The 18943-nt window shown below is 74.9% G+C and carries 15 protein-coding genes, 1 pseudogene and 1 riboswitch; of the genes and pseudogenes, 6 read left to right on the top strand and 10 right to left on the bottom strand.

Translation table 11 applies throughout. The annotated features are described in order from the left end of the window. Positions 1 to 67: 67 nt before the first annotated feature. From E6U81_RS27110 to E6U81_RS27100, 3 genes are all read left to right on the top strand, one after another. Positions 68 to 1129: an aminotransferase class V-fold PLP-dependent enzyme gene (locus E6U81_RS27110; protein ID WP_136232696.1), complete on the top strand. Its 1062-nt coding sequence runs from the start codon at positions 68 to 70 to the stop codon at positions 1127 to 1129. Between the two features lie 30 nt (positions 1130 to 1159). Further along, positions 1160 to 2245 (top strand): amidohydrolase family protein, encoded by a 1086-nt coding sequence (locus E6U81_RS27105; protein WP_136232695.1) that lies wholly within the window; start codon positions 1160 to 1162, stop codon positions 2243 to 2245. 188 nt (positions 2246 to 2433) lie between these two features. Then, complete coding sequence (locus tag E6U81_RS27100) at positions 2434 to 3396, top strand: SCO1860 family LAETG-anchored protein (protein WP_136232694.1); 963 nt, start codon at positions 2434 to 2436, stop codon at positions 3394 to 3396. A gap of 58 nt (positions 3397 to 3454) precedes the next feature. Here the strand turns inward: E6U81_RS27100 and E6U81_RS27095 are convergent, their stop codons facing one another. Both E6U81_RS27095 and cobC read right to left on the bottom strand, forming a co-directional pair. Next, entirely contained in the window at positions 3455 to 4696 is a 1242-nt protein-coding gene (locus E6U81_RS27095; protein ID WP_240804043.1) for a CapA family protein, read from the bottom strand. A 149-nt stretch (positions 4697 to 4845) separates the two neighbouring features. Next, complete coding sequence (gene cobC / locus E6U81_RS27090) at positions 4846 to 6267, bottom strand: Rv2231c family pyridoxal phosphate-dependent protein CobC (RefSeq protein WP_240804042.1); 1422 nt, start codon at positions 6265 to 6267, stop codon at positions 4846 to 4848. A gap of 132 nt (positions 6268 to 6399) precedes the next feature. On the opposite strand from cobC, the gene E6U81_RS27085 reads away from it, so the two are divergent. Further along, positions 6400 to 7125, top strand: coding sequence for a ZIP family metal transporter (locus tag E6U81_RS27085; protein ID WP_136232693.1), 726 nt, complete (start codon positions 6400 to 6402; stop codon positions 7123 to 7125). Between the two features lie 11 nt (positions 7126 to 7136). On the opposite strand, the gene E6U81_RS27080 is transcribed toward E6U81_RS27085, so the two are convergent. From E6U81_RS27080 to E6U81_RS27050, 7 genes are all read right to left on the bottom strand, one after another. Further along, positions 7137 to 8570 carry a cobyrinate a,c-diamide synthase gene (locus E6U81_RS27080; protein WP_206310026.1) on the bottom strand — a complete coding sequence of 478 codons (1434 nt, stop codon included), beginning with the start codon at positions 8568 to 8570 and terminating at the stop codon, positions 7137 to 7139. Beyond that, a complete protein-coding gene (gene cobO / locus E6U81_RS27075; RefSeq protein ID WP_031149039.1) occupies positions 8564 to 9163 on the bottom strand; it encodes a cob(I)yrinic acid a,c-diamide adenosyltransferase in 600 nt (199 codons plus the stop codon). Before cobO ends, E6U81_RS27080 begins: the two co-directional genes overlap by 7 nt. Continuing rightward, on the bottom strand, positions 9163 to 11289 hold the full coding sequence (locus E6U81_RS27070) for a putative cobaltochelatase (RefSeq protein WP_136232692.1): 2127 nt from the start codon (positions 11287 to 11289) through the stop codon (positions 9163 to 9165). The genes cobO and E6U81_RS27070 overlap by 1 nt, the downstream gene beginning before the upstream one ends. Positions 11290 to 11428: 139 nt before the next feature. Continuing rightward, positions 11429 to 12988, bottom strand: coding sequence for a cobyric acid synthase (locus E6U81_RS27065; protein ID WP_136232691.1), 1560 nt, complete (start codon positions 12986 to 12988; stop codon positions 11429 to 11431). Then, on the bottom strand, positions 12985 to 13941 hold the full coding sequence (locus tag E6U81_RS27060; RefSeq protein WP_136232690.1) for a cobalamin biosynthesis protein: 957 nt from the start codon (positions 13939 to 13941) through the stop codon (positions 12985 to 12987). Before E6U81_RS27060 ends, E6U81_RS27065 begins: the two co-directional genes overlap by 4 nt. Before the next feature lie 58 nt (positions 13942 to 13999). Beyond that, positions 14000 to 14086, bottom strand: a riboswitch (cobalamin riboswitch). A 156-nt stretch (positions 14087 to 14242) separates the two neighbouring features. Continuing rightward, a complete protein-coding gene (locus E6U81_RS27055; protein ID WP_046775416.1) occupies positions 14243 to 14464 on the bottom strand; it encodes a hypothetical protein in 222 nt (73 codons plus the stop codon). A 32-nt stretch (positions 14465 to 14496) separates the two neighbouring features. Then, positions 14497 to 15765, bottom strand: a complete 1269-nt coding sequence (locus tag E6U81_RS27050; protein ID WP_136232689.1) for an inorganic phosphate transporter — start codon at positions 15763 to 15765, stop codon at positions 14497 to 14499. Between the two features lie 309 nt (positions 15766 to 16074). Between E6U81_RS27050 and E6U81_RS27045 the strand changes: the two genes are divergently transcribed. Both E6U81_RS27045 and E6U81_RS27040 read left to right on the top strand, forming a co-directional pair. Beyond that, positions 16075 to 17205, top strand: coding sequence for an alpha/beta fold hydrolase (locus E6U81_RS27045; protein WP_136232688.1), 1131 nt, complete (start codon positions 16075 to 16077; stop codon positions 17203 to 17205). Between the two features lie 206 nt (positions 17206 to 17411). Beyond that, positions 17412 to 18764, top strand: a complete 1353-nt coding sequence (locus E6U81_RS27040; RefSeq protein WP_136232769.1) for a hypothetical protein — start codon at positions 17412 to 17414, stop codon at positions 18762 to 18764. A gap of 86 nt (positions 18765 to 18850) precedes the next feature. Here E6U81_RS27040 and E6U81_RS41245 read toward each other — a convergent pair. Continuing rightward, positions 18851 to 18943 (bottom strand): annotated as a pseudogene (locus tag E6U81_RS41245) (glyoxalase); the annotation flags it as partial.

The following is an 18943-nucleotide window of genomic DNA, read 5'->3' as shown; positions in this document are numbered from 1 at the left end:
TTACTTGGAGTGGGCGAGCGAAACTCGGCAATGGACTTTGGGTCTTTCCTGGCGCAGAGTTGACGGCATGGATCTTCCGATCGCCGAAGCGACCCGTGCCGAGTTCGCCCACTCCACCACCTATCTCAACTCCGCCAACTGCGGGGTGGTCCCGCGTGCCGCCGTCGCGGCCGTACGGGAGCTGGCCGAGGCGGCGGGGGCCGGGATCCCCGCCGGATTCGGCGACTTCGACCGTGTGGACCGCGCCCGCGCCTCGTTCGCCCGCCTGGTCGGCGTGGACGCCGACCGGGTGGCCGTCGGCTCGGCCGTGTCCACGCATGTCGGCCTCGTCGCGGCCTCGCTCCCCTCCGGCGCGGAAGTGCTCTGCCCGGAGGGCGACTTCGCCTCCGTGATCAACCCGTTCGTGGTGCGGGACGACCTCAAGGTGCGGTTCGCGCCGCTGGAGTCCCTCGCCGAGGCCGTCGGCCCGGACACCGCCCTGGTCTCGCTGAGCGCCGTACAGTCCGCGGACGGGCGCAAGGCCGACCTGGCGGCGGTGCGCGGGGCGACGGCGGCGCACGGGGCCCGGATGCTCGTGGACGCGTCCCAGGCGGCGGGCTGGCTCCCCTTCGACGCCTCGCCCTACGACTACACGGTCGCCGTCGGCTTCAAGTGGCTGCTCAGCGTCCGGGGGGCCTCCTTCCTGACCGTGTCGCGCGAAGCCCAGGACGCCCTGACCCCGCTGCACGCCGGCTGGGTGGCGGCGGAGTCCATGTGGGACGCCGTCTACGGGCCGATGCCGCGACTGGCCGACTCCGCACGGCGGTTCGACGAGTCCCCGGCCTTCCTCGCCTACCACGCGGCGGACGTCTCGCTCGCCCTCATCGAGCGGATCGGCATCGAGGCCGTGCACGCCCACGACACCGCCCTGGCCGCCCGCTACCGCGCCGGCCTGGCGAGCCTCGGCCACGAGCCCGTGCCCGGCGATTCCGCCATCGTCTCCGTGCCCGGCCTGGCCGACCGGCAGCCCGCCCTGCAGGCGGCCGGTGTCATGACGTCCGCCCGGGCGGGCCTGCTGCGGGCCTCGTTCCACCTGTACAACACCGAGGCGGAGGTGGACCGGCTGCTGGACGTGCTCTCCGCCTCCTGACCCGGCGGGGGCCGCGGCTACAGTGCCGCCATGAGCGATGTGCTGCACGTGAAGGGGCGGGTGCTGGTCGGGCCCGACGAGGTCCGCGACGAGCTCTGGGTGGTCGGCGGGCGCGTCTCCTACGAGCGCCCGCCCGGTGCCCGCGAGGTCACCGCGGTCACCGGCTGGGTCCTGCCCGGGCTGGTCGACGCGCACTGCCACGTGGGGCTGGACGCCCACGGCCCGGTCGACGCGGACACGGCCGAGCGCCAGGCGCTCACCGACCGCGACGCGGGCACCCTCCTGATCCGCGACGCCGGATCGCCCTCCGACACCCGCTGGATCGACGACCGCGAAGACCTGCCGAAGATCATCCGGGCGGGCCGGCACATCGCGCGCACCCGCCGCTACATCCGCAACTACGCCCACGAGATCGAGCCGGCCGACCTCGTCGAGTACGTCGGCCGCGAGGCGCGGCGCGGCGACGGCTGGGTGAAGCTGGTCGGCGACTGGATCGACCGCGACGCCGGCGACCTGACGGCCTGCTGGCCGCGCGCCGAGGTCGAGGCGGCCATCGCCGAGGCACACCGGCTGGGCGCCCGCGTCACCGCGCACTGCTTCGCCGAGGACGCGCTGCGCGACCTCGTCGAGGCGGGCATCGACTGCATCGAACACGCCACCGGCCTCACCGAGGACACCATCCCGCTGTTCGCCGAGCGCGGGGTGGCCATCGTCCCCACCCTCGTCAACATCGCGACCTTCCCGAAACTCGCGGCGGGCGGCGACGCGAAGTTCCCCCGCTGGTCGGCGCACATGCGGCGGCTCCACGAGCGGCGCTACGACACCGTCCGCGCCGCCTACGACGCGGGCATCGAGGTCTACGTCGGCACCGACGCCGGGGGTTCCCTGCCGCACGGCCTGGTCGCGGCGGAGGTCGCCGAGCTGGTGAAGGCCGGGATCCCGGCGCTCGACGCCCTCTCGGCGACGGCCTGGGCGGCGCGCGAGTGGCTCGGCAGGCCGGGGCTCACCGAGGGCGCGCCGGCGGACCTGGTGGTCTACGACGCCGATCCGCGGGCCGACGTGGGCGTTCTGGCGCGGCCGCGACGGGTGGTCGTCGACGGCAGGGTCAGGGCCTGAGCGCGGTGCGGTGAGCGGAGCCGCAATTCGAAACCCCGCACGGAAACCACCCGTTGGGGTGAAGTGGCCTCAGGTAGCTGCCCCGTCACCCACATTGAGTAAGGATTCCCAGGGTCGAAGCCGTCGGCGCGCGCGATGTCCCCCATTGGCCGCGCGACGGCACCCAACTCCCCGGGGGTTCCACCACCTTGAACAGCAACACCTTCCGCATGCCCGCGGCCGTTCTGCTCGCCACGGGAGCGGTCGTCCTGCTCACCGCACCGCCCGCCTCCGCCACGGGAGGCACCCCCGCGGGCGGAGAGGGCACGTCCGGTGCCGTGGTCCTGCGCACCGGACTGGACGTGGGCCTGCTCAACAAGACCGTGCACGTCCCGCTGAAGGCGACCCTCAACGAGGTCAGTGCCCCCGCGAAGGCCGAGAAGACGGCGCTGACCGTCACCCTGGACGGGGTGGAGGGGAACCGCCCGGTCAGTGTCCTGCGCGCCGACGTCGCCACCTCCAGGGCCACCGCGGACAAGACGAAGGCGGAGGCCGAGGCCAACCTGGCCAAGGCCCGCGTGCACGTGCCCGGGCTGCCGCTGCTGTCGCTCATCGAGGTGGAGAAGGTCACCTCCAAGGCCGTCTGCGAAGCCGGCAAGAAGCCGGTGGCCAGCGCGAACGTCCTCGGCACGGTGACCGCGCTCGGCAAGAAGGTCACCCTGTCGGCGGGCGGTCCCACCAAGGTCGAGGTGCCGGGCGTGGGCATGGTCAGCCTGGAGCTGTCCGGCACCGAGACCACCTCCACCACGGCCGCCGCGGCCGCGCTCCGCCTGAAGGTGGCGGTGAACCCGCTGAACCTGAACGTGGCACAGGTCGACGGCGAGATCGTGCTGGCCGAGGCGCACTGCGAGTCCCCGAAGGGCTCGGCCCCGACGACGAAGGCACCCGAGCAGCCCGACATCAAGACCCAGACCGGGACGGGCACCGGCACCACCGCGGGCTCGGGCACCACCGCCGGCTCCGGCGGCAGCGGATCGGGCACCACCGCGGACGCCAACCTGGCCGAGACCGGCGGCGGTTCGCTCACCCCCTTCATCACGGGCGGTGCGCTGACCCTGCTCGCGCTCGGCGGCGGCGCGCTCTTCCTGACCCGCCGGGGCAGGACCCAGTAGGGGCCACCGGGCGACCCCGGCCCCCCCGCCACCCGGCGAGCACATCGGAGGGGAGTGTTCAACGGGTGGCGTGGGCCAGTCCCTGCCCGTCCGCGCCCCGCGACAGCACGGCGTCGGTGACCTGCCGGTCGATCCGCGCGTACGCCTCGCGCTTCGCGGCCGGGAGCGCCCCGTCCGAGGCCGCGCAGGAGGCACAGACGACGCGGAACGGCGGGCCCATGTCCGAGTACTGCGTGAGGTACTCGGCCTTCACCACCTCCCAGCGGCCCGGACGGTCCGCCGCCGGGGCGAAGGTGAAGCGCGGGACCGAGGACTGGTTGCCGCGCAGCTTGTCGGCCGGGACGAAGCTGGCGACCTGGTCGCCCATCCCGAAGACCACCCACGTGCCGTTGATCTTCTCGTAGGGCTGCGGCACGTGGTTGTGCGTGCCGATGATCAGGTCGATGTCGGGGAGGCCGTCGGCCGAGCGGGAGGCGGTCAGCGCCTGCGCCAGATCCTTCTGCTGCTCGTCGGGCGCCGTCTGCCACTCGGTGCCCCAGTGGACGCTGAGCACCACCACGTTCGCGCCGCCCGCCCGGGCCGCGCGGGCGTCGGCGATGATCCGGTCCTTGTCGATCAGGTTCACGGCCCACGGCTTGTCCCGGGGGAGCGGGATGCCGTTCGTGCCGTACGTGTACGACAGCTGGGCGACCTTCGCGCCGCCCGCGGAGAGCAGGGCCGGCGCCTTGGCCTCCTCCGCGCTGCGCGCCGAGCCGACGTGCGGGATGCCGACCCGGTCCAGGTGCTCCAGGGTGCGCGCCAGGCCCTCGTAGCCGTCGTCCAGCGTGTGGTTCGAGGCGGTGGAACACCCGTCGTACCCGGCGTCCTTCAGGGCGTCCGCCAGCTGGTGCGGCGCCTTGAAGGTGGGGTAGCCGGTGTAGGGGCCGCCGGGGCGCCCGTACGGTATCTCGTGGTGGCATATCGCCAGGTCGGCGGCGGAGACGAGGGGTTTGACCCCGGCGAGTATCTTCCGGAAGTCGTACTCCCCGGCTGTGTCGGCGTCGTCCCCCGCCCGCTGGATGATCGACGGGTACGGGATGATGTCCCCGGTCGCCACCAGGGTGAACGGCTGCCCGGCCGGGACGGCGGGAGCGGCCTGGGCCGTCGGCCGGGACGTCCCGTCGCGGCCCTGCTCGCCCCCCAGCTGCTGCTGTGCGGCGGGTGCGCCGCCCCCGTCGAGCAGCTGCGGTACGGCGTACAGCGCGCCGCCCGCGACCACCAGTGCGGCCAGCGCAGCGCCTGTCGCGGTGGATGGCTTCATTCCCGACCCCCGTTGTTCGTGAACCGATGCGGGGATCCTCGAACGGCCCCGCCCCCGCAGCCATCGTAGGTGGGCCGTTCGAGTGAACCCGAGCCCGCAGCCCAAGGAAACACGCAGGTCAGGGGAGGGGGCGGAAAGGAAGCGCGAGGTCAGCGGGAGGTCAGGGCGAGCGCGCGGTCCAGGGCCTGCAGCAGCCGTCCCGTCGTCGCCCGGTCGCGCACCGCCAGCCGGATCCAGCTCCGGTCCAGCCCGGGGAAGGTGTCCCCGCGCCGGACCGCGAACCCCAGGGCCCGCAGCCGGATGCGGACCTCGGCGCCCTCTGCCACCCGGATCAGGACGAACGGCCCCTCGGCCACGCCCACGACCTCCACCTCGTCGAACTCCGCCAGCCCCGCCAGCAGATGCGCCCGGTCCACCGCGATCCGCCGGGCCGCCTCCTCCGCCTCGGCCAGCGCCGCCGGAGCCACGCAGGCCTCGGCCGCCACCAGGGCGGGCGTGGACACCGGCCACAGCGGCTGCGCCGCCGCCAGCTTCGCGATCACCTCGGGCTCGGCCAGCACGTAGCCGATCCGCAGCCCCGCCAGACCCCATGTCTTCGTCAGGCTCCGCAGGACCACCAGCCCCGGCAGGTCCGTCCGGCCCGCGAGTGCCTCCCGCTCGCCCGGGACGGCGTCCATGAACGCCTCGTCCACCACCAGGATCCGGCCCGGCCGGGCCAGCCGGGCCAGCGTCGCCGCCGGGTGCAGGACGGACGTCGGGTTGGTGGGATTGCCGATGACCACCAGGTCCGCGTCCTCCGGCACGGCCGCCGGATCGAGCCGGAACCCGTCCGCGGCGCGCAGCACCACCCGCTCGACCCGGTGGCCGGCGTCCCGCAGTGCCGCCTCCGGCTCGGTGAACTGCGGATGCACCACGACCGGCCGCACCGCGCCCAGGGCCCGCGCGATCAGCACGAAGGCCTCCGCCGCCCCGGCCGTCAGCAGCACCCGCTCGACCGGCAGCCCGTGCCGGGCCGCCACCGCCGCACGGGCGGCCCGGCCGTCGGGATACGCGGCGAGGTCCCCGAGGGAGGCGGCGATCCGCTGCTTGAGCCACTCCGGGGGCGTGTGCGCCCGCACGTTGACCGCGAGGTCCACCAGGGCGGAGCCCGCGTCCACCACCTCGGCGTCCCCGTGGTGGCGCAGGTCGTGCGCCTCGGCCGTGGCCACCGCGCAGGTCGCCGACAGCGAGCGCCGCTTGGGCACGAGGAGTTCCCCGCCCGCGACGAGGGCCGCGGCCTCCGCCACCGAGGGGGTACCGGTCGCGGCCCGCGCCGCCTCCGAGGGGTGCGGTACGGCGACGGCGGCAAGCCGGTCCGCGGGATAGCCGAGGACGGGCACGCCGAAACGTTCCGCCGCGCCGGCGATCCCGGCCTCGGCCGCCTTCGACTCCACCGTGGCCAGCGCCGTGACCGCCTCCGCGGCCAGTCCGGCGCCCCGCAGCGTCTCCTCGACCAGGGCGCAGATCTCCTCGACGGAGACCCCCGCACGGCCGCCGACCCCGACCACCAGCCGCGTCGTGTACTCGCCCACCGCGGGGCCTCCCTCCGTAGTCACCGTCACCGGCACATCACCCGAGACCGGTCATTCATTCGTCAACACCGCTACGCCCGCCACCCGCGCGCGGACGTGCACGCGGGCCGAGGAGTCTGTATTCAGGGGCACATGGCCGTGATCGTGGCGCTGGGCGCGTTCCTGATGACCCTGCTGGGCGGTTGGACGGCGCAGCGCGTCACCGACCGCCGCCACCTCGTGCTGGGCCTGGCGGGCGGGCTCATGCTCGGCGTCGTCGGCCTCGACCTGCTCCCGGAAGCCCTGCACGCGGCCGGCCGGGAGGTCTTCGGCGTCCCGCTCGCCCTGCTGCTCTTCGTGGCCGGCTTCCTGGTCGCCCACGTCGTCGAACGGCTGCTGGCCGTGCGCCAGGCCGCGCACGGCGCCGAGAACGGCGCGCGCGTCCCGCAGGTCGGGCTCACCGCGGCCGCCGCGATGGTCGCCCACAGCCTCGCCGACGGGGTGGCACTCGGCGCGGCCTTCCAGGTCGGCGGCGGGATGGGCGTGGCCGTGGCGCTGGCCGTGATCACCCACGACTTCGCCGACGGGTTCAACACGTACACGCTCACCAGCCTCTACGGGAACGACCGCCGCAAGGCCCTGATGATGCTCTTCGCGGACGCGCTCGCCCCGGTGGTGGGCGCCGCGTCCACTTTGCTGTTCACCCTTCCGGAGGAACCCCTCGGCGCGTACCTCGGGTTCTTCGGAGGCCTTCTGCTCTACCTCGCGGCCGCCGAGATCCTGCCCGAGGCGCACCACAAGCACCCCGCCCTGTCCACGCTGATGTGCACGGTGGGCGGGGTGGCCGGGATCTGGCTGGTGGTGGGCATCGCGGAGTGAGCCGGCAGGGTTCACCGCCGTGCTGCCGCGGCTTCCCGTACGGCCGCCGTCCTCGCGGCCGCGGCCTCGGCGAAACGGCGGGCGACGGACGGCTCCGCCGCCCAGTGCGTGTGCAGATAACTGGCGTGCACGCCGCCCTGGACGAAGCCCTCGACCCGGCGCTCCGGGTGCGTGAACCCCCACGCGGGAGCCGCCCCCGCGCCCGGCTCGATCACCGTCCGGTGGAACTCGTGCCCGCGCAGCCGGGTACCGGCCGGCGCGAGCGAGCTGTCGGACACCGCCACTGCCTCGCGGTAGCCGAGGGTCAGCCGCTCCGACATCCGCGCGTCCGCGTCGAGCACCCCGCACATGGGCTTCCCGTCCAGCGACCGCGCCAGGTACAGCAGTCCGGCGCACTCGGCCGCCACCGGACCGCCGGCCGCGGCGAACGCCGAAACGGCCTCGCGCAGCGCCCCGTTGGCGGACAGCTCGGGCGCGTACACCTCCGGGAAGCCGCCGCCGATCACCAGGCCGCCGGTCCCCTCGGGCAGCGCCTCGTCCCGCAGCGGGTCGAAGGTGACGACCTCCGCGCCCGCCGCCTGCAGCAGCTCGGTGTGTTCGGCGTACGAGAACGTGAACGCCGGGCCGCCGGCGACGGCGATGACCGGTGCGGCTCCGCCGCCGGCCCCGGCCCCCCGCGCCCCGATCGCCGGAGAGATCGAATCGTGCGGCGACCACGGCTCGCAGGACAGGGGCGGGGCCGTCCGCGCCAGCGCCATCAGCGCGTCCAGGTCGCAGCCCGCCCGCACCTGCTCGGCCAGCGCCGCCACGGCTGCCAGCGCGTCGGCGTGCCGCTCGGCCACCGGCACCAGCCCCAGGTGGCGCGAGGGCGTGGCCACCTGCGGGGCCCGCCGCAGGACACCGAGCACGGGCATCCCCGCCTCCTCCAGGGCCTCCCGCAGCATCACCTCGTGCCGGTCGGAGCCGACCTTGTTGAGGATCACGCCGCCCAGGCGCACCTGCGGGTCGAAGGAGGCGAAGCCGTGCACCAGCGCCGCCACCGACCGCGACTGCGAGGAGGCGTCGACCACCAGCACCACCGGCGCCCGCAGCAACTTCGCCACCTGCGCCGTCGATGCCAGCTCGCCCCGGCCCGCGGCCCCGTCGTAGAGCCCCATCACGCCCTCGACCACGGCCAGGTCGCACCCGGCCGCCCCGTGCGCGAACAGCGGAGCGACCAGCTCCGGCCCGCACATGAAGGCGTCGAGGTTGCGCCCGGGCCGGCCGGTGGCCAGCGCGTGGTAGCCGGGGTCGATGTAGTCGGGCCCCGCCTTGTGCGGCGACACGGCGAGGCCGCGCTCCGCGAAGGCCGCCATCAGGCCCGTGGCCACGGTGGTCTTGCCGCTGCCGGAGGACGGCGCGGCGATGACCAGACGAGGCACGTCGAAGCCGAGCGAAGTCACCACTCGATCCCCTTCTGGCCCTTCTGGCCGGCGTCCATCGGGTGCTTGACCTTCGTCATCTCGGTGACGAGGTCCGCGAACTCCACCAGCTTCTCCGGCGCGTTGCGGCCCGTGATCACCACGTGCTGGGTGCCGGGACGGCTGCGCAGCACCTCGATGACCTCGTCGACGTCGATCCAGCCCCAGTGCATCGGGTACGCGAACTCGTCGAGCACGTACAGCTTGTGCGTCTCGGCGGCCAGATCGCGCTTGACCTGCTCCCAGCCCTCCTTGGCCGCCTGCTCGTTGTCGAGCTGCGCGTCCCGCTGGACCCAGGACCAGCCCTCGCCCATCTTGTGCCAGACGACGGTGCCGCCCTCGCCGGAGGCGCCGAGCACCTTGAGTGCGTTCTCCTCGCCGACCTTCCACTTCGCCGACTTGACGAACTGGAACACCCCGATCGGCCAGCCCTGGTTCCAGGCGCGCAGCGCCAGCCCGAAGGCCGCCGTGGACTTGCCCTTGCCGGGGCCGGTGTGGACGAAGACGAGCGGGCGGTTGCGGCGCTGGCGGGTGGTGAGCCCGTCGTCCGGAACGACGGACGGCTGTCCCTGGGGCATTACGCGGCCCTCCTGGTGGTGTGGGAAGCGGGAGCGGTCACTGCGGTGCGTACGTCTTTCACGAGCCCGGCCAGGGAGTCGGCCCGCAGCCCGTCGAGGGTGACGGCCGGCCCGCCGAGGTCGGCCGCGAGTACTCCGGCCAGGCCCAGCCGGACCGGACCCGACTCGCAGTCCACGACGACGGACGCGACCCCTTCGGCGGCCAGCAGCCGGGCACTGCGCGCCGTCAGCTCGCGCGGGTCGCCGCCGACGGCCCCGGCCGAGGTGGCCCGCCCGTCGGTGACCACGACCAGCAGCGGGCGGCGGCTCGGATCCCGCAGCCGCTCGATCCGCAGCACCTCGCGGGCCTTCAGCAGCCCGGAACCGAGCGGGGTGCGGCCGCCGGTGGGCAGCTTCTCCAGCCGGGCGGCCGCCGCGTCCACCGAGGAGGTGGGCGGCAGCGCCAGCTCGGCTGCGGCGCCGCGGAAGGTGACCAGGCCGACCTTGTCCCGCCGCTGGTAGGCGTCCAGGAGCAGCGACAGCACGGCGCCCTTGACCGCGCTCATCCGCTGCCGGGCGGCCATGGAGCCGGAGGCGTCGACCACGAAGAGGACCAGGTTGCCCTCGCGGCCCTCACGGGTGGCCTGGCGCAGGTCGTCCTTGCGGATCACCAGTCCGCGCCCGGCCCGGCCGCGCGCCTTCTGGTGGGGGGCGGCCGCGTGCACGGTGGCGGCCAGGTGCAGCTTCGTGAGCTGGCCGCGGGGGCGCTGGGCGCCGGTGGTGCGGCCGTGCGCGGTGCGGGCGCGCGAACGCCGCCCGGCGGCGCCCTCACCTAGCCCCGGAACGCTCAGCATCTTGGTCCGGAACGGCTCGGCCGCCCGTACGGCCGCCTGCTCGGGCCCGCCGGCCTCCTGGGCGGGGGACTGCGGGGCGCCCTCCGGGGCCTCCGCGGGCGCCTCGGCGGGCTCCGCCGGGGGCTGCGCGTCCTGGGGGCCGCCACCCTGCGGGGGCACGCCACCGCCGTCGGGGCCGCCGCCGTCGTCCGGGCCCTGCGGGTTCTCGGGGCCCCCGTCCGGGTCGGGCTCCGGGTCGGTCCCGGGATCCGGCTCCGGCTCCGGGTCGTGCTCCGGTTCCTCGTCGGGGAACTGGTCGAGGATCTCGTCCAGCTTGTCCTCGTCCAGGCCCGGCGCGTCGAAGGGGTTGCGGCGCCGCCGGTGGGGGAGCGCGAGCAGCGCGGCCTGCCGTACGTCGTCCTTCAGCACGGTCGTCCGGCCCGCCCAGGCGGCCAGCGCGGTCGCGGTCCGGGCCATCACGATGTCGGCCCGCATGCCGTCGACCTCGAAGCCGGCGCAGGTCGCGGCGATCTGCAGGAGCGCGTTGTCGCCGAGGCGGACCTGCGGAAGCAGCGCCCGCGCGGCCACGACCCGGGCGCGGACCTCGCTCTCGTCCCCAGACCAGCGGGCGGCGAAGCCCGCCGGGTCGTCCTCGTAGGCGAGCCGGCGGCGGACGACCTCCACCCGCTGGGCGGGCTCGCGGGAGGCGGCGACCTCCACGGTCAGCCCGAAGCGGTCGAGGAGCTGCGGGCGCAGCTCGCCCTCCTCCGGGTTCATGGTGCCGACGAGCAGGAACCGGGCCGCGTGCCGGACGGAAACGCCCTCGCGCTCCACGTACGAGGCGCCCATCGCGGCGGCGTCCAGCAGCAGGTCGATCAGGTGGTCGTGGAGCAGGTTGACCTCGTCGACGTAGAGGATCCCGCGGTGGGCGTCGGCGAGCAGGCCAGGCTCGAAGGCCTTCACACCCTCGGCGAGGGCCCGTTCGATGTCGAGGGCACCGACGAGGCGGTCCTCCGAGGCGCCGACGGGCAGCTCCACCATGCGGGCCGGCCGGGCGCCGCCGGGGCCGGCCTCGTGCGGACCGTCGGGGCAGTCCGGGTCCGGCGCGACGGGCGCGCACGAGAACCGGCAGCCGGTTACGACGTCGACCTGCGGCAGCAGCGCCGACAGCGCGCGCACGGCGGTGGACTTGGCGGTCCCCTTCTCGCCGCGCACGAGCACACCGCCGACCGCCGGGCTCACGGCGTTCAGCAGGAGCGCCAGCCGCAGGTCGGTCTGGCCGACCACCGCGGTGAACGGATAGGGCGTGCTCATGCGTTGCCTCTCTCTGGGCGGATCCGGGTCTGCGTGCGGGGGTTGTTGTCCGTGCCGGTGAGGCGCCGTGGCGGGGGCTCCGCCCCCGGACCCCCGCGCCCCGAAGGCCGTCGGGGCCGCAGGCGCGGGGCCGCGGCCGTCACGGCGCGCCCGGCGGGAGGAACGGGAGCCCGGCAGGGGCCCCGCTCTCGATCAGCTTCAGCAGCGCGTCCGTGTCCGCGTGCTGTTCGATCAGGTCGCCCAGCAGGTCCAGCTGCTCCTCGCGCAGCGTGCCGAAGGAGGTGTCCGGGGAGGGGACGAACCGGCGCCCCGCGGCCGCCGCCACCTCGCGGAGGAACGCCCGGCGGAAGCCGTCCGACTCCAGCGAGCCGTGCCAGTGGGTTCCCCACACCGCACCCACCCGGCAGCCGTCCAGGAAGGGCTCCCCGCCCAGGACCTCGGCCACGCCGTGGTGGATCTCGTACCCCTCGACGGGCTCGCCGAGCGCCGAGCCCACCGGCCGCGCCAGGGTCTTCTCCCGTTCGAAGCGGACGCGTACGGGCAGCAGCTCCAGGCCCGCCACCGAGCCCGCCCGCGATTCGACCTCGTCCTCGATGTGCTGGCCCAGGACCTGGAAGCCGCCGCAGATGCCCAGCACCGGCCGGCCCTCGGCGGCGCGCCGCGCCAGGGCGTCGGCCAGCCCCCGCTCGCGCAGCCACGCCAGTGCCTTCACCGTGCCGCGGGTGCCCGGGACGACGACCAGGTCCGCGTCGGCCAGCTCCTCCGCGCGGTCCACGAAGCGCACCACGACCCCGGGCTCGGCCGCAAGCGCGTCGACGTCCGTGAAGTTCGACATCAGCGGCACCGCGCACACGGCGACCCGCAGTACGTCCTCGCCCACGGGCGGCGCCACCACGGACTCGCGGACGGCGCCCCGCAGCGAGACGCGCAGCCCGTCCTCCTCGTCGATGCCCAGCCCGTGCTGGAACGGCAGCACCCCGTAGGTCGCCCGACCGGTCAGGCCGCGCAGCATCTCCATGCCCGGCTCCAGCAGCGACACGTCGCCGCGGAACTTGTTGACGAGGTACCCGGCGATCAGCGCCTGGTCCTCGGGGGAGAGCAGCGCCGTCGTCCCGAAGAAGGACGCGAAGACCCCGCCGCGGTCGATGTCGCCGACCACGACCACCGGGAAGCGCGCGGCCCGCGCGATGCCCATGTTCACGATGTCGGTCCGGCGCAGGTTGATCTCCGCCGGACTGCCGGCCCCCTCGCAGATCACGGCGTCATACGTGCCCCGAAGCTGCTCCAGGCAGTCCGTGACGACGCCGAGGAGCTGCTCCTGGCGCCCGCCGTGCAGCGCCTTCCCGGGGGACGACCCCCCGGACCCCCCGAAGAACCCGCGCGCGCTCATCTCGCCCACGGGCTTCCCCAGCAGGACGACCTGGCTGCTGCGGTCGCTCCCGGGCTTGAGCAGCACCGGGTTCATCAGCGCGGTCGGCTCCACGCGGGCCGCCTGGGCCTGCATCGCCTGGGCGCGCCCGATCTCGGCGCCCTCCCGGGTGACGAACGAGTTCAGCGACATGTTCTGCGCCTTGAAGGGCGCCACCTTCACGCCCTGGCGGGCCAGCCACCGGCAGATACCCGCCGTGACCACGCTCTTGCCCGCGTCCGACGTGGTGCCCGCGACCAGCAGACCCCCGCCGCGCCTCGTGCCGCTCATGCGCGTCCCCCTCGTACTCGTGCCACCAGCAGCCTGGTGGCCACGCAGGCGCCCAGGGCCAGCCACGTCACCTGCCGCGAGAGCCGTACCGCCCGCTCGATGTCGGCGACCTCCACCGGCCGCCCCGCCCCGCCGTTCAGCACGGCCCGGTGCTCCACCCGGCCGCCGTAGGCCAGGGTCCCGCCCAGTCTGACGCCGAGCGCCCCGGCGAAGGAGGCCTCGACGGGGCCGGCGTTCGGGCTCGGGTGCGCGGCGGCGTCCGCGCGCCAGGCGCGCACGGCTCCGCGCCGGTCGGGACCGGCCACCACGGCGGCCAGGGCCGTCAGCCGGGCGCCGGGCCAGCCGGCGAGGTCGTCGAGCCGGGCGGAGGCCCAGCCGTAGCGCAGGTGGCGGGGGGACTTGTGGCCGACCATCGCGTCCAGCGTGTTGACGGCGCGGAACGCCAGGAGTCCGGGGACCCCGGCGGCGGCGCCCCACACCAGGGCACCGACCACCGCGTCGGAGGTGTTCTCGGCGACGGACTCCACGACGGCCCGGGCCATCTGCTGTCCGTCGAGGGAATGGGGGTCGCGGCCGCACAGGTGCGGCAGCCGCTCGCGGGCCACCTCGACGTCGCCGGCGGCGAGCGCGCCGCCGATGGCACGGGCCTCCCGGCCCAGCGAGGTGCCGCCCACGACCGCCCAGGTGGCGGCGGCGGTCACGGCGATACGGGCGGCCGCGGGCCGGGAGCGCACGGCGCGGGCGGCCAGCGCGCCGACGGCGGCCGCGCCCCCGGCGCACAGCAGGGTGTGCAGGACGCCCCGGCCGCGGTGGTCACGCCACAGGGAACGCTCGACGGCGGCGGCGGCTCGTCCGAAGGCGGCCACGGGGTGCCCTCGGCGCGGATCCCCGAGGATCCGGTCGCCGATCAGGCCCGCCGTGGCGCCGTACGCGAAGACGCGATCGGCACGCATGGTGGCAGGTATGTCCTCACTCAGGGTCCGCGCCCTGGTTCGACGTGTCCGGCGGCGAGAGTTCCTGGCTCCCGGGGCGCACGCGCGGCGTGCGCTCCCCGGTGACAGTGGCGGGACCGCGCCGGATTCGCACCGGACTTCCTCTCCATGCCGCCGTATTGGCTCGGGCAGTCCACCACGCACCCGGAAGGCCCGTCAACTCGCCGTTGACCTGCGGCGCGGCAGGGTCGGGAGATGCGAAAGCTCCCCCCGGGACGAACCCGGGGGGAGCTTTCATGCCGTGGCCGCGCCGGCGCGGGGGTCAGGCGACGATCAGGTAGATCCCGTACGTCACGGCCGCCGTGACGAGCGCGAAGCACAGGTACGCGCCGCTGCGGGCCAGGGTGGCGGAGCCGCCCTGCTCGGTGGCGGCCTCGTGCTTGGACAGGCCCACCAGGCCCAGGGTGAAGAGGGCCACGAGGGCGACGGTGGCGAAGAGGCTGACCCCGAAGACGGAGCCGAGCGCTTCCCAGTCGATCTTCATACTGCCGTTTCCTCTGTGTGTCTCTGTCTCGGTCAGACCGTGGCGGCCGGAGCCGCCGGGGTCTGCGTCGCGGCCGGGATGGTGGCCTTGAGGTCTTCGTCCGTGATCGCGGCGGTGGTGCCGGCCGCGGCGACGGTGGGCGGGACGGTGACGGCCGCGATCGCCGTGGTGACGACGCCCGGCGCCTCGACGTCCGCCTGCTCGACGTCGTTGACGTTGTGGTGGTCGACGACCTGGCGGCGCGAGATGAGCCAGATGGCCAGGCAGGAGCCGACCAGGAAGACGGTGACGGCGGCGATGCCGATGTCACCGGCGCGCATGACCAGCTCGGCACCGGCCGAGACCAGCGCGGCGGCCGGAAGGGTCAGGCCCCAGGCGACGAACATGCGGGTCGCGGTGGACCAGCGGACCACACCGCCCTTGCGGCCCAGGCCCGCACCCATGACCGCACCGGAGCACGAGTGGGTGGTGGAGAGCGAGAAGCCCAGGTTCGAGGAGGCGAGGATGACGGACGCGGCCGAGGTCTGGGCGGCGAAGCCCTGCTGCGGCTGCAGGTCGGTCAGGCCCTTGCCCATGGTGCGGATGATGCGCCAGCCGCCCAGGTAGGTGCCGAGCGCGATGGCCAGGCCGGCGGAGACGATGACCCAGACCGGCGGGTTCGCGTCGGGCGCGAGCGCGCCGCCGGCGATGAGGGCCAGGGTGATGATGCCCATCGTCTTCTGCGCGTCGTTGGTGCCGTGCGCGAGGGAGACCAGACCGGCCGAGGCGATCTGACCGGCGCGGTAGCCCTTGGCCGAGGTCTTCTCGCCGACCTTGCCACCCAGCTTGTAGGTGAGCTTGGCGGCCAGGTACGCGGCGACGCCGGCGACCAGCGGGGCGGCGATCGCGGGGATGAGGACCTTGGTCACGACGACCCCGCCGTTGACCGCGCCGATGCCGGCGGAGGCGACCGCGGCACCGATCAGGCCGCCCATCAGGGCGTGGGAGGAACTGGACGGAAGTCCGACCAGCCAGGTGACGAGGTTCCAGAGGATCGCGCCGACCAGGGCGGCGAAGATCACCTCTGGCTGGATGCCTTCCTCATTGACGAGGCCCTTGGAGATCGTCTTGGCGACCTCCACGGACATGAACGCGCCGACGAGGTTGAGCACGGCGGACATGGCCACCGCGGTCTTGGGCTTGAGGGCGCCGGTCGAGATGGTGGTGGCCATCGCGTTGGCCGTGTCGTGAAAACCGTTCGTGAAGTCGAACACGAGAGCGGTGATGATCACGATCCCGAGGAGAAGCGTTATGTGCTCCATTTACCCAGGCTTCTGTTTGGCGTCAGTGGCTCGGTGAACGTAGGCAACCTGGATGAACGGAAGGTGAACTGGCTCCGGCGGAGCGGTGTACGGGCACGGGGCGCGATCGGGACATTCGTCCGGATTCTTGCGTAGATTTCAGCATAAGCGCAGGCCAAAGCCGGGTGAATGAACCCCTCCGCGTGTCCCCGGTGGTGCACGGGGTCACCCCCGCCGTCCCTCGAAAGAGACCCAGATCACTCTCCCCGCGTAGACCCGGAAGAGTGCCCTCCGGTGGCTCGCCGGACTCTGCGCGACCACACTGGAACGGTGCGTACCGTGACAGCGACGGCAGCGGCCGTCACGACGACCCTCCTCGGGGCGGGCGCGGCCGCCGTGGCGGCCGGCCGGTACGCCGCCGATGCCGCCCTGCGCCCCCGGCCCGGTGTCCCGCTCCCCGGCGGACCGCGGCTCAGCGTCCATTCCGCCGGCGACGGCAGGATCGCGCTCACCCGCTCGCTCGCCTCCCTGCGCCCCGGCGTGTACGCCCTGGCGGCACCCGGTGTGCACGCCGTCGTCGGGCCCGTGCTCCCGGACGCCGCCCACGGCCCCGACACCGTCGTGCGCCGGCTCCTCTCCGTCACCCACGGCAGCCTCGACCCCGGCACCCGGGTCACCCTCACCCCCCAGGTCCACGTCGGCGATCCGCGCACCGCGCTCGGGCTCGACCACGCCGACGTGGACGTCCCCGGCGAGCTCGGCGCGCTGCCCGCGTGGTTCGTGCCCGCCGCCCGGGACACCTGGGTGATCACCGTGCACGGACTCGGCGCCGGCCGTGAGCACCCGATGGTGGTCATGCCCCTCCTGCACCGCCACCGGCTGCCCGTACTGGACCTCGGCTACCGCGGCGACCTCGGCGCCCCCGAACCCCCCGACGGCCTCGGCCACCTCGGCGAGTCCGAGTGGCGGGACCTGGACGCCGCCATCCGCTACGCCCTGCGCTACGGCGCCCGGCGCGTGGTCCTGCACGGCTGGTCCACCGGCGCCACCATGGCCCTGCACGCCGTCGAGCGCTCGGCGCTCGCCGACCGGATCTCCGGCCTGGTGCTGGACTCGCCCGTGCTCGACTGGCACGCCACCCTGCGCGCACTCGCCGCGGCGCGCCGCACCCCGGCCCCGGTGCTGCCGCTGGCCGTGCGGGCCGCCGAGGGCCGCGCAGGGCTGCGCGCCGACCGGCTGCCGCCCGGCGCCGACCCCGGAGCCCTGAAGGTCCCCGTACTGATCTTCCACGGCCCCGACGACACGATCGCCCCCTGGCAGCCCTCCCGGCGGCTCGCCGCCGCCCGCCCCGACCTGATCACCCTGCACACGGTGCGGGAGGCCGGGCACGGGGCGATGTGGAACGCCGACCCCGCCGGATACGAGGAAGCCCTGCGCCGCTTCCTCACCCCTCTGATGTGAAGGGCGTGTGACGGACCGGGCCCTGCGGGCGGGTTGTCCCGGTCTGCCCCTGGGACAGGCGGGGAAGGAGCCGATTCCGTTTGGGCTTTCGGCCAGTGACGGGCGAGACTGCTTCCGTGACGTCCCGAAAGCCTGATGAGCAGTTGGCTCGCGACTCCAGACTCCGACTCGTCTCCCCGCGCTCCGTCGCCGCGGCACGCAAGGCGGTGACCGACCGCCGCACCCGCCCCGCCCCGCGCCCCCCGGCGGGCACCCCGGCCACCGCCGACCTGGCGAACCGGGCCCGGGCCTCGCTGGCGGACGCCGTACGCCTGACCCGCTGGGCGGAACGCAACCTCGGCGCGGTGGACGGGGGCCGGCCCGCTCCTACGGGAGCCCTGCCCGCGGCCGACGTCGAACGCGCAGCCGACGAGCTGGGACTGACGCACGGCCAGATCCGGGTCGGCTGGGACCGCGCCCGCCTCGCCGGCCTCGTCGAGGTGCACGGCGGCCACGCCCGCCCCGGCTGGCGGCTGCGCGCCTGGGACCGCGACGACACCGCCGTACTGCGCGGCTGGGTCGCCCTTTTCGACGCCTGGTCGCTGGTCCACCCGGCCCCCGCCGACATCGCCCCCGAGGCCGTCGCCGAGGTCGTCGAGGCCATGCCCCAGCTGCTCTCCCTGCTCCAGCTGTCCGCGGGCCCGGTGACCGTTCCCGACCTGCTGGACCTGCTCGGGCAGCGCGTCACCGAACTGCGCGACGAGCGCTGCGAGATCCCCTACGAGGCCGAGGCCGAAGCCGAGGCCGAGTCCGCGACGGAGCCGACCTCCGCGGCCGGCTCCGCCGAGGCCCGGCCCGTCCCGCTCGCCCGGCTGCTGCGCTGGGCGCTCGGCGGCCTCGCCGCCGTGGACGCGGTCACCCTCGGACCCGCCCGGGCCACCCTCACCCCGCTCGGCAGCTGGGCCGTCTGGGTCAAGCTGGAGCAGATCTGCGTCGCGGCGCAGAGCCCCGCCGGGAACATCGAGCAGTCCGCCGCGGCCATGCTGCACGGCTGCGCGCGGCTCACCCCCGGACCGGCCCGCGCCGAGTACCAGGCCTGGCTCGCCGCCCGGCCCGTCGGCCACGCCGTCGCCGAGCTCCTCCAGGCCGCCCGCGGCGAGGACGCCCTGCTGCGCGGCCTCGCCTTCGAGGCGCTGCGCGTGGTCGGTGCCCCCGCGGAGCCCGAGGTGCGCGCCGCCGTGCGCGAGCCCGCGCTGCGCCCGTACGCGCTGCTCTGGCTCGCCGTGCACGACGGCGTCGACCCCGACGAGGCGCAGGACGTGCTCACCGCGGAGGAGTCGACCTGGCTCTGGGTGGACACCGCCGCCGCCATCGCCGACCACGGCGAGGCCGAGCTGCTGGCCCGCCACCTGGACTCGGCCGTCCGCACCACCGTCCCCCGGCTGCTGGACGAGGTCCGCGCGGTCGGCCATCCCCGCACCGTGCAGGTCCTGGTCGCGCTGGCCGCCGCCCATCCGGACCCGGCCCTGGCCAAGGCGGTCCGCCGGGCCGCCTTCCAGGTCCACACCGGCGGCGCCTGACACCCGCGCTACGCGCGTACGCGCCGGACCGCGGCCGTACGCCGCGGGTCCGGCGCGTACGCCGCGGTTCCCGGGCGCTGCGGGTCTCAGACCTGCGGTGCGTAGGTGCCGAAGCTCCAGATGTTGCCCTCGCCGTCCCGGGCCATGTAGTCGCGGGAGCCGTAGTCCTGGTCGGTGGG

The sequence above is a fragment of the Streptomyces sp. A0592 genome, assembly GCF_004795115.1.
GTDB lineage: Bacteria > Actinomycetota > Actinomycetes > Streptomycetales > Streptomycetaceae > Streptomyces > Streptomyces erythrochromogenes.
The sequence above is the reverse complement of the archived record's forward strand: the minus strand, read 5'-3'. Positions and strand labels throughout refer to the sequence as shown.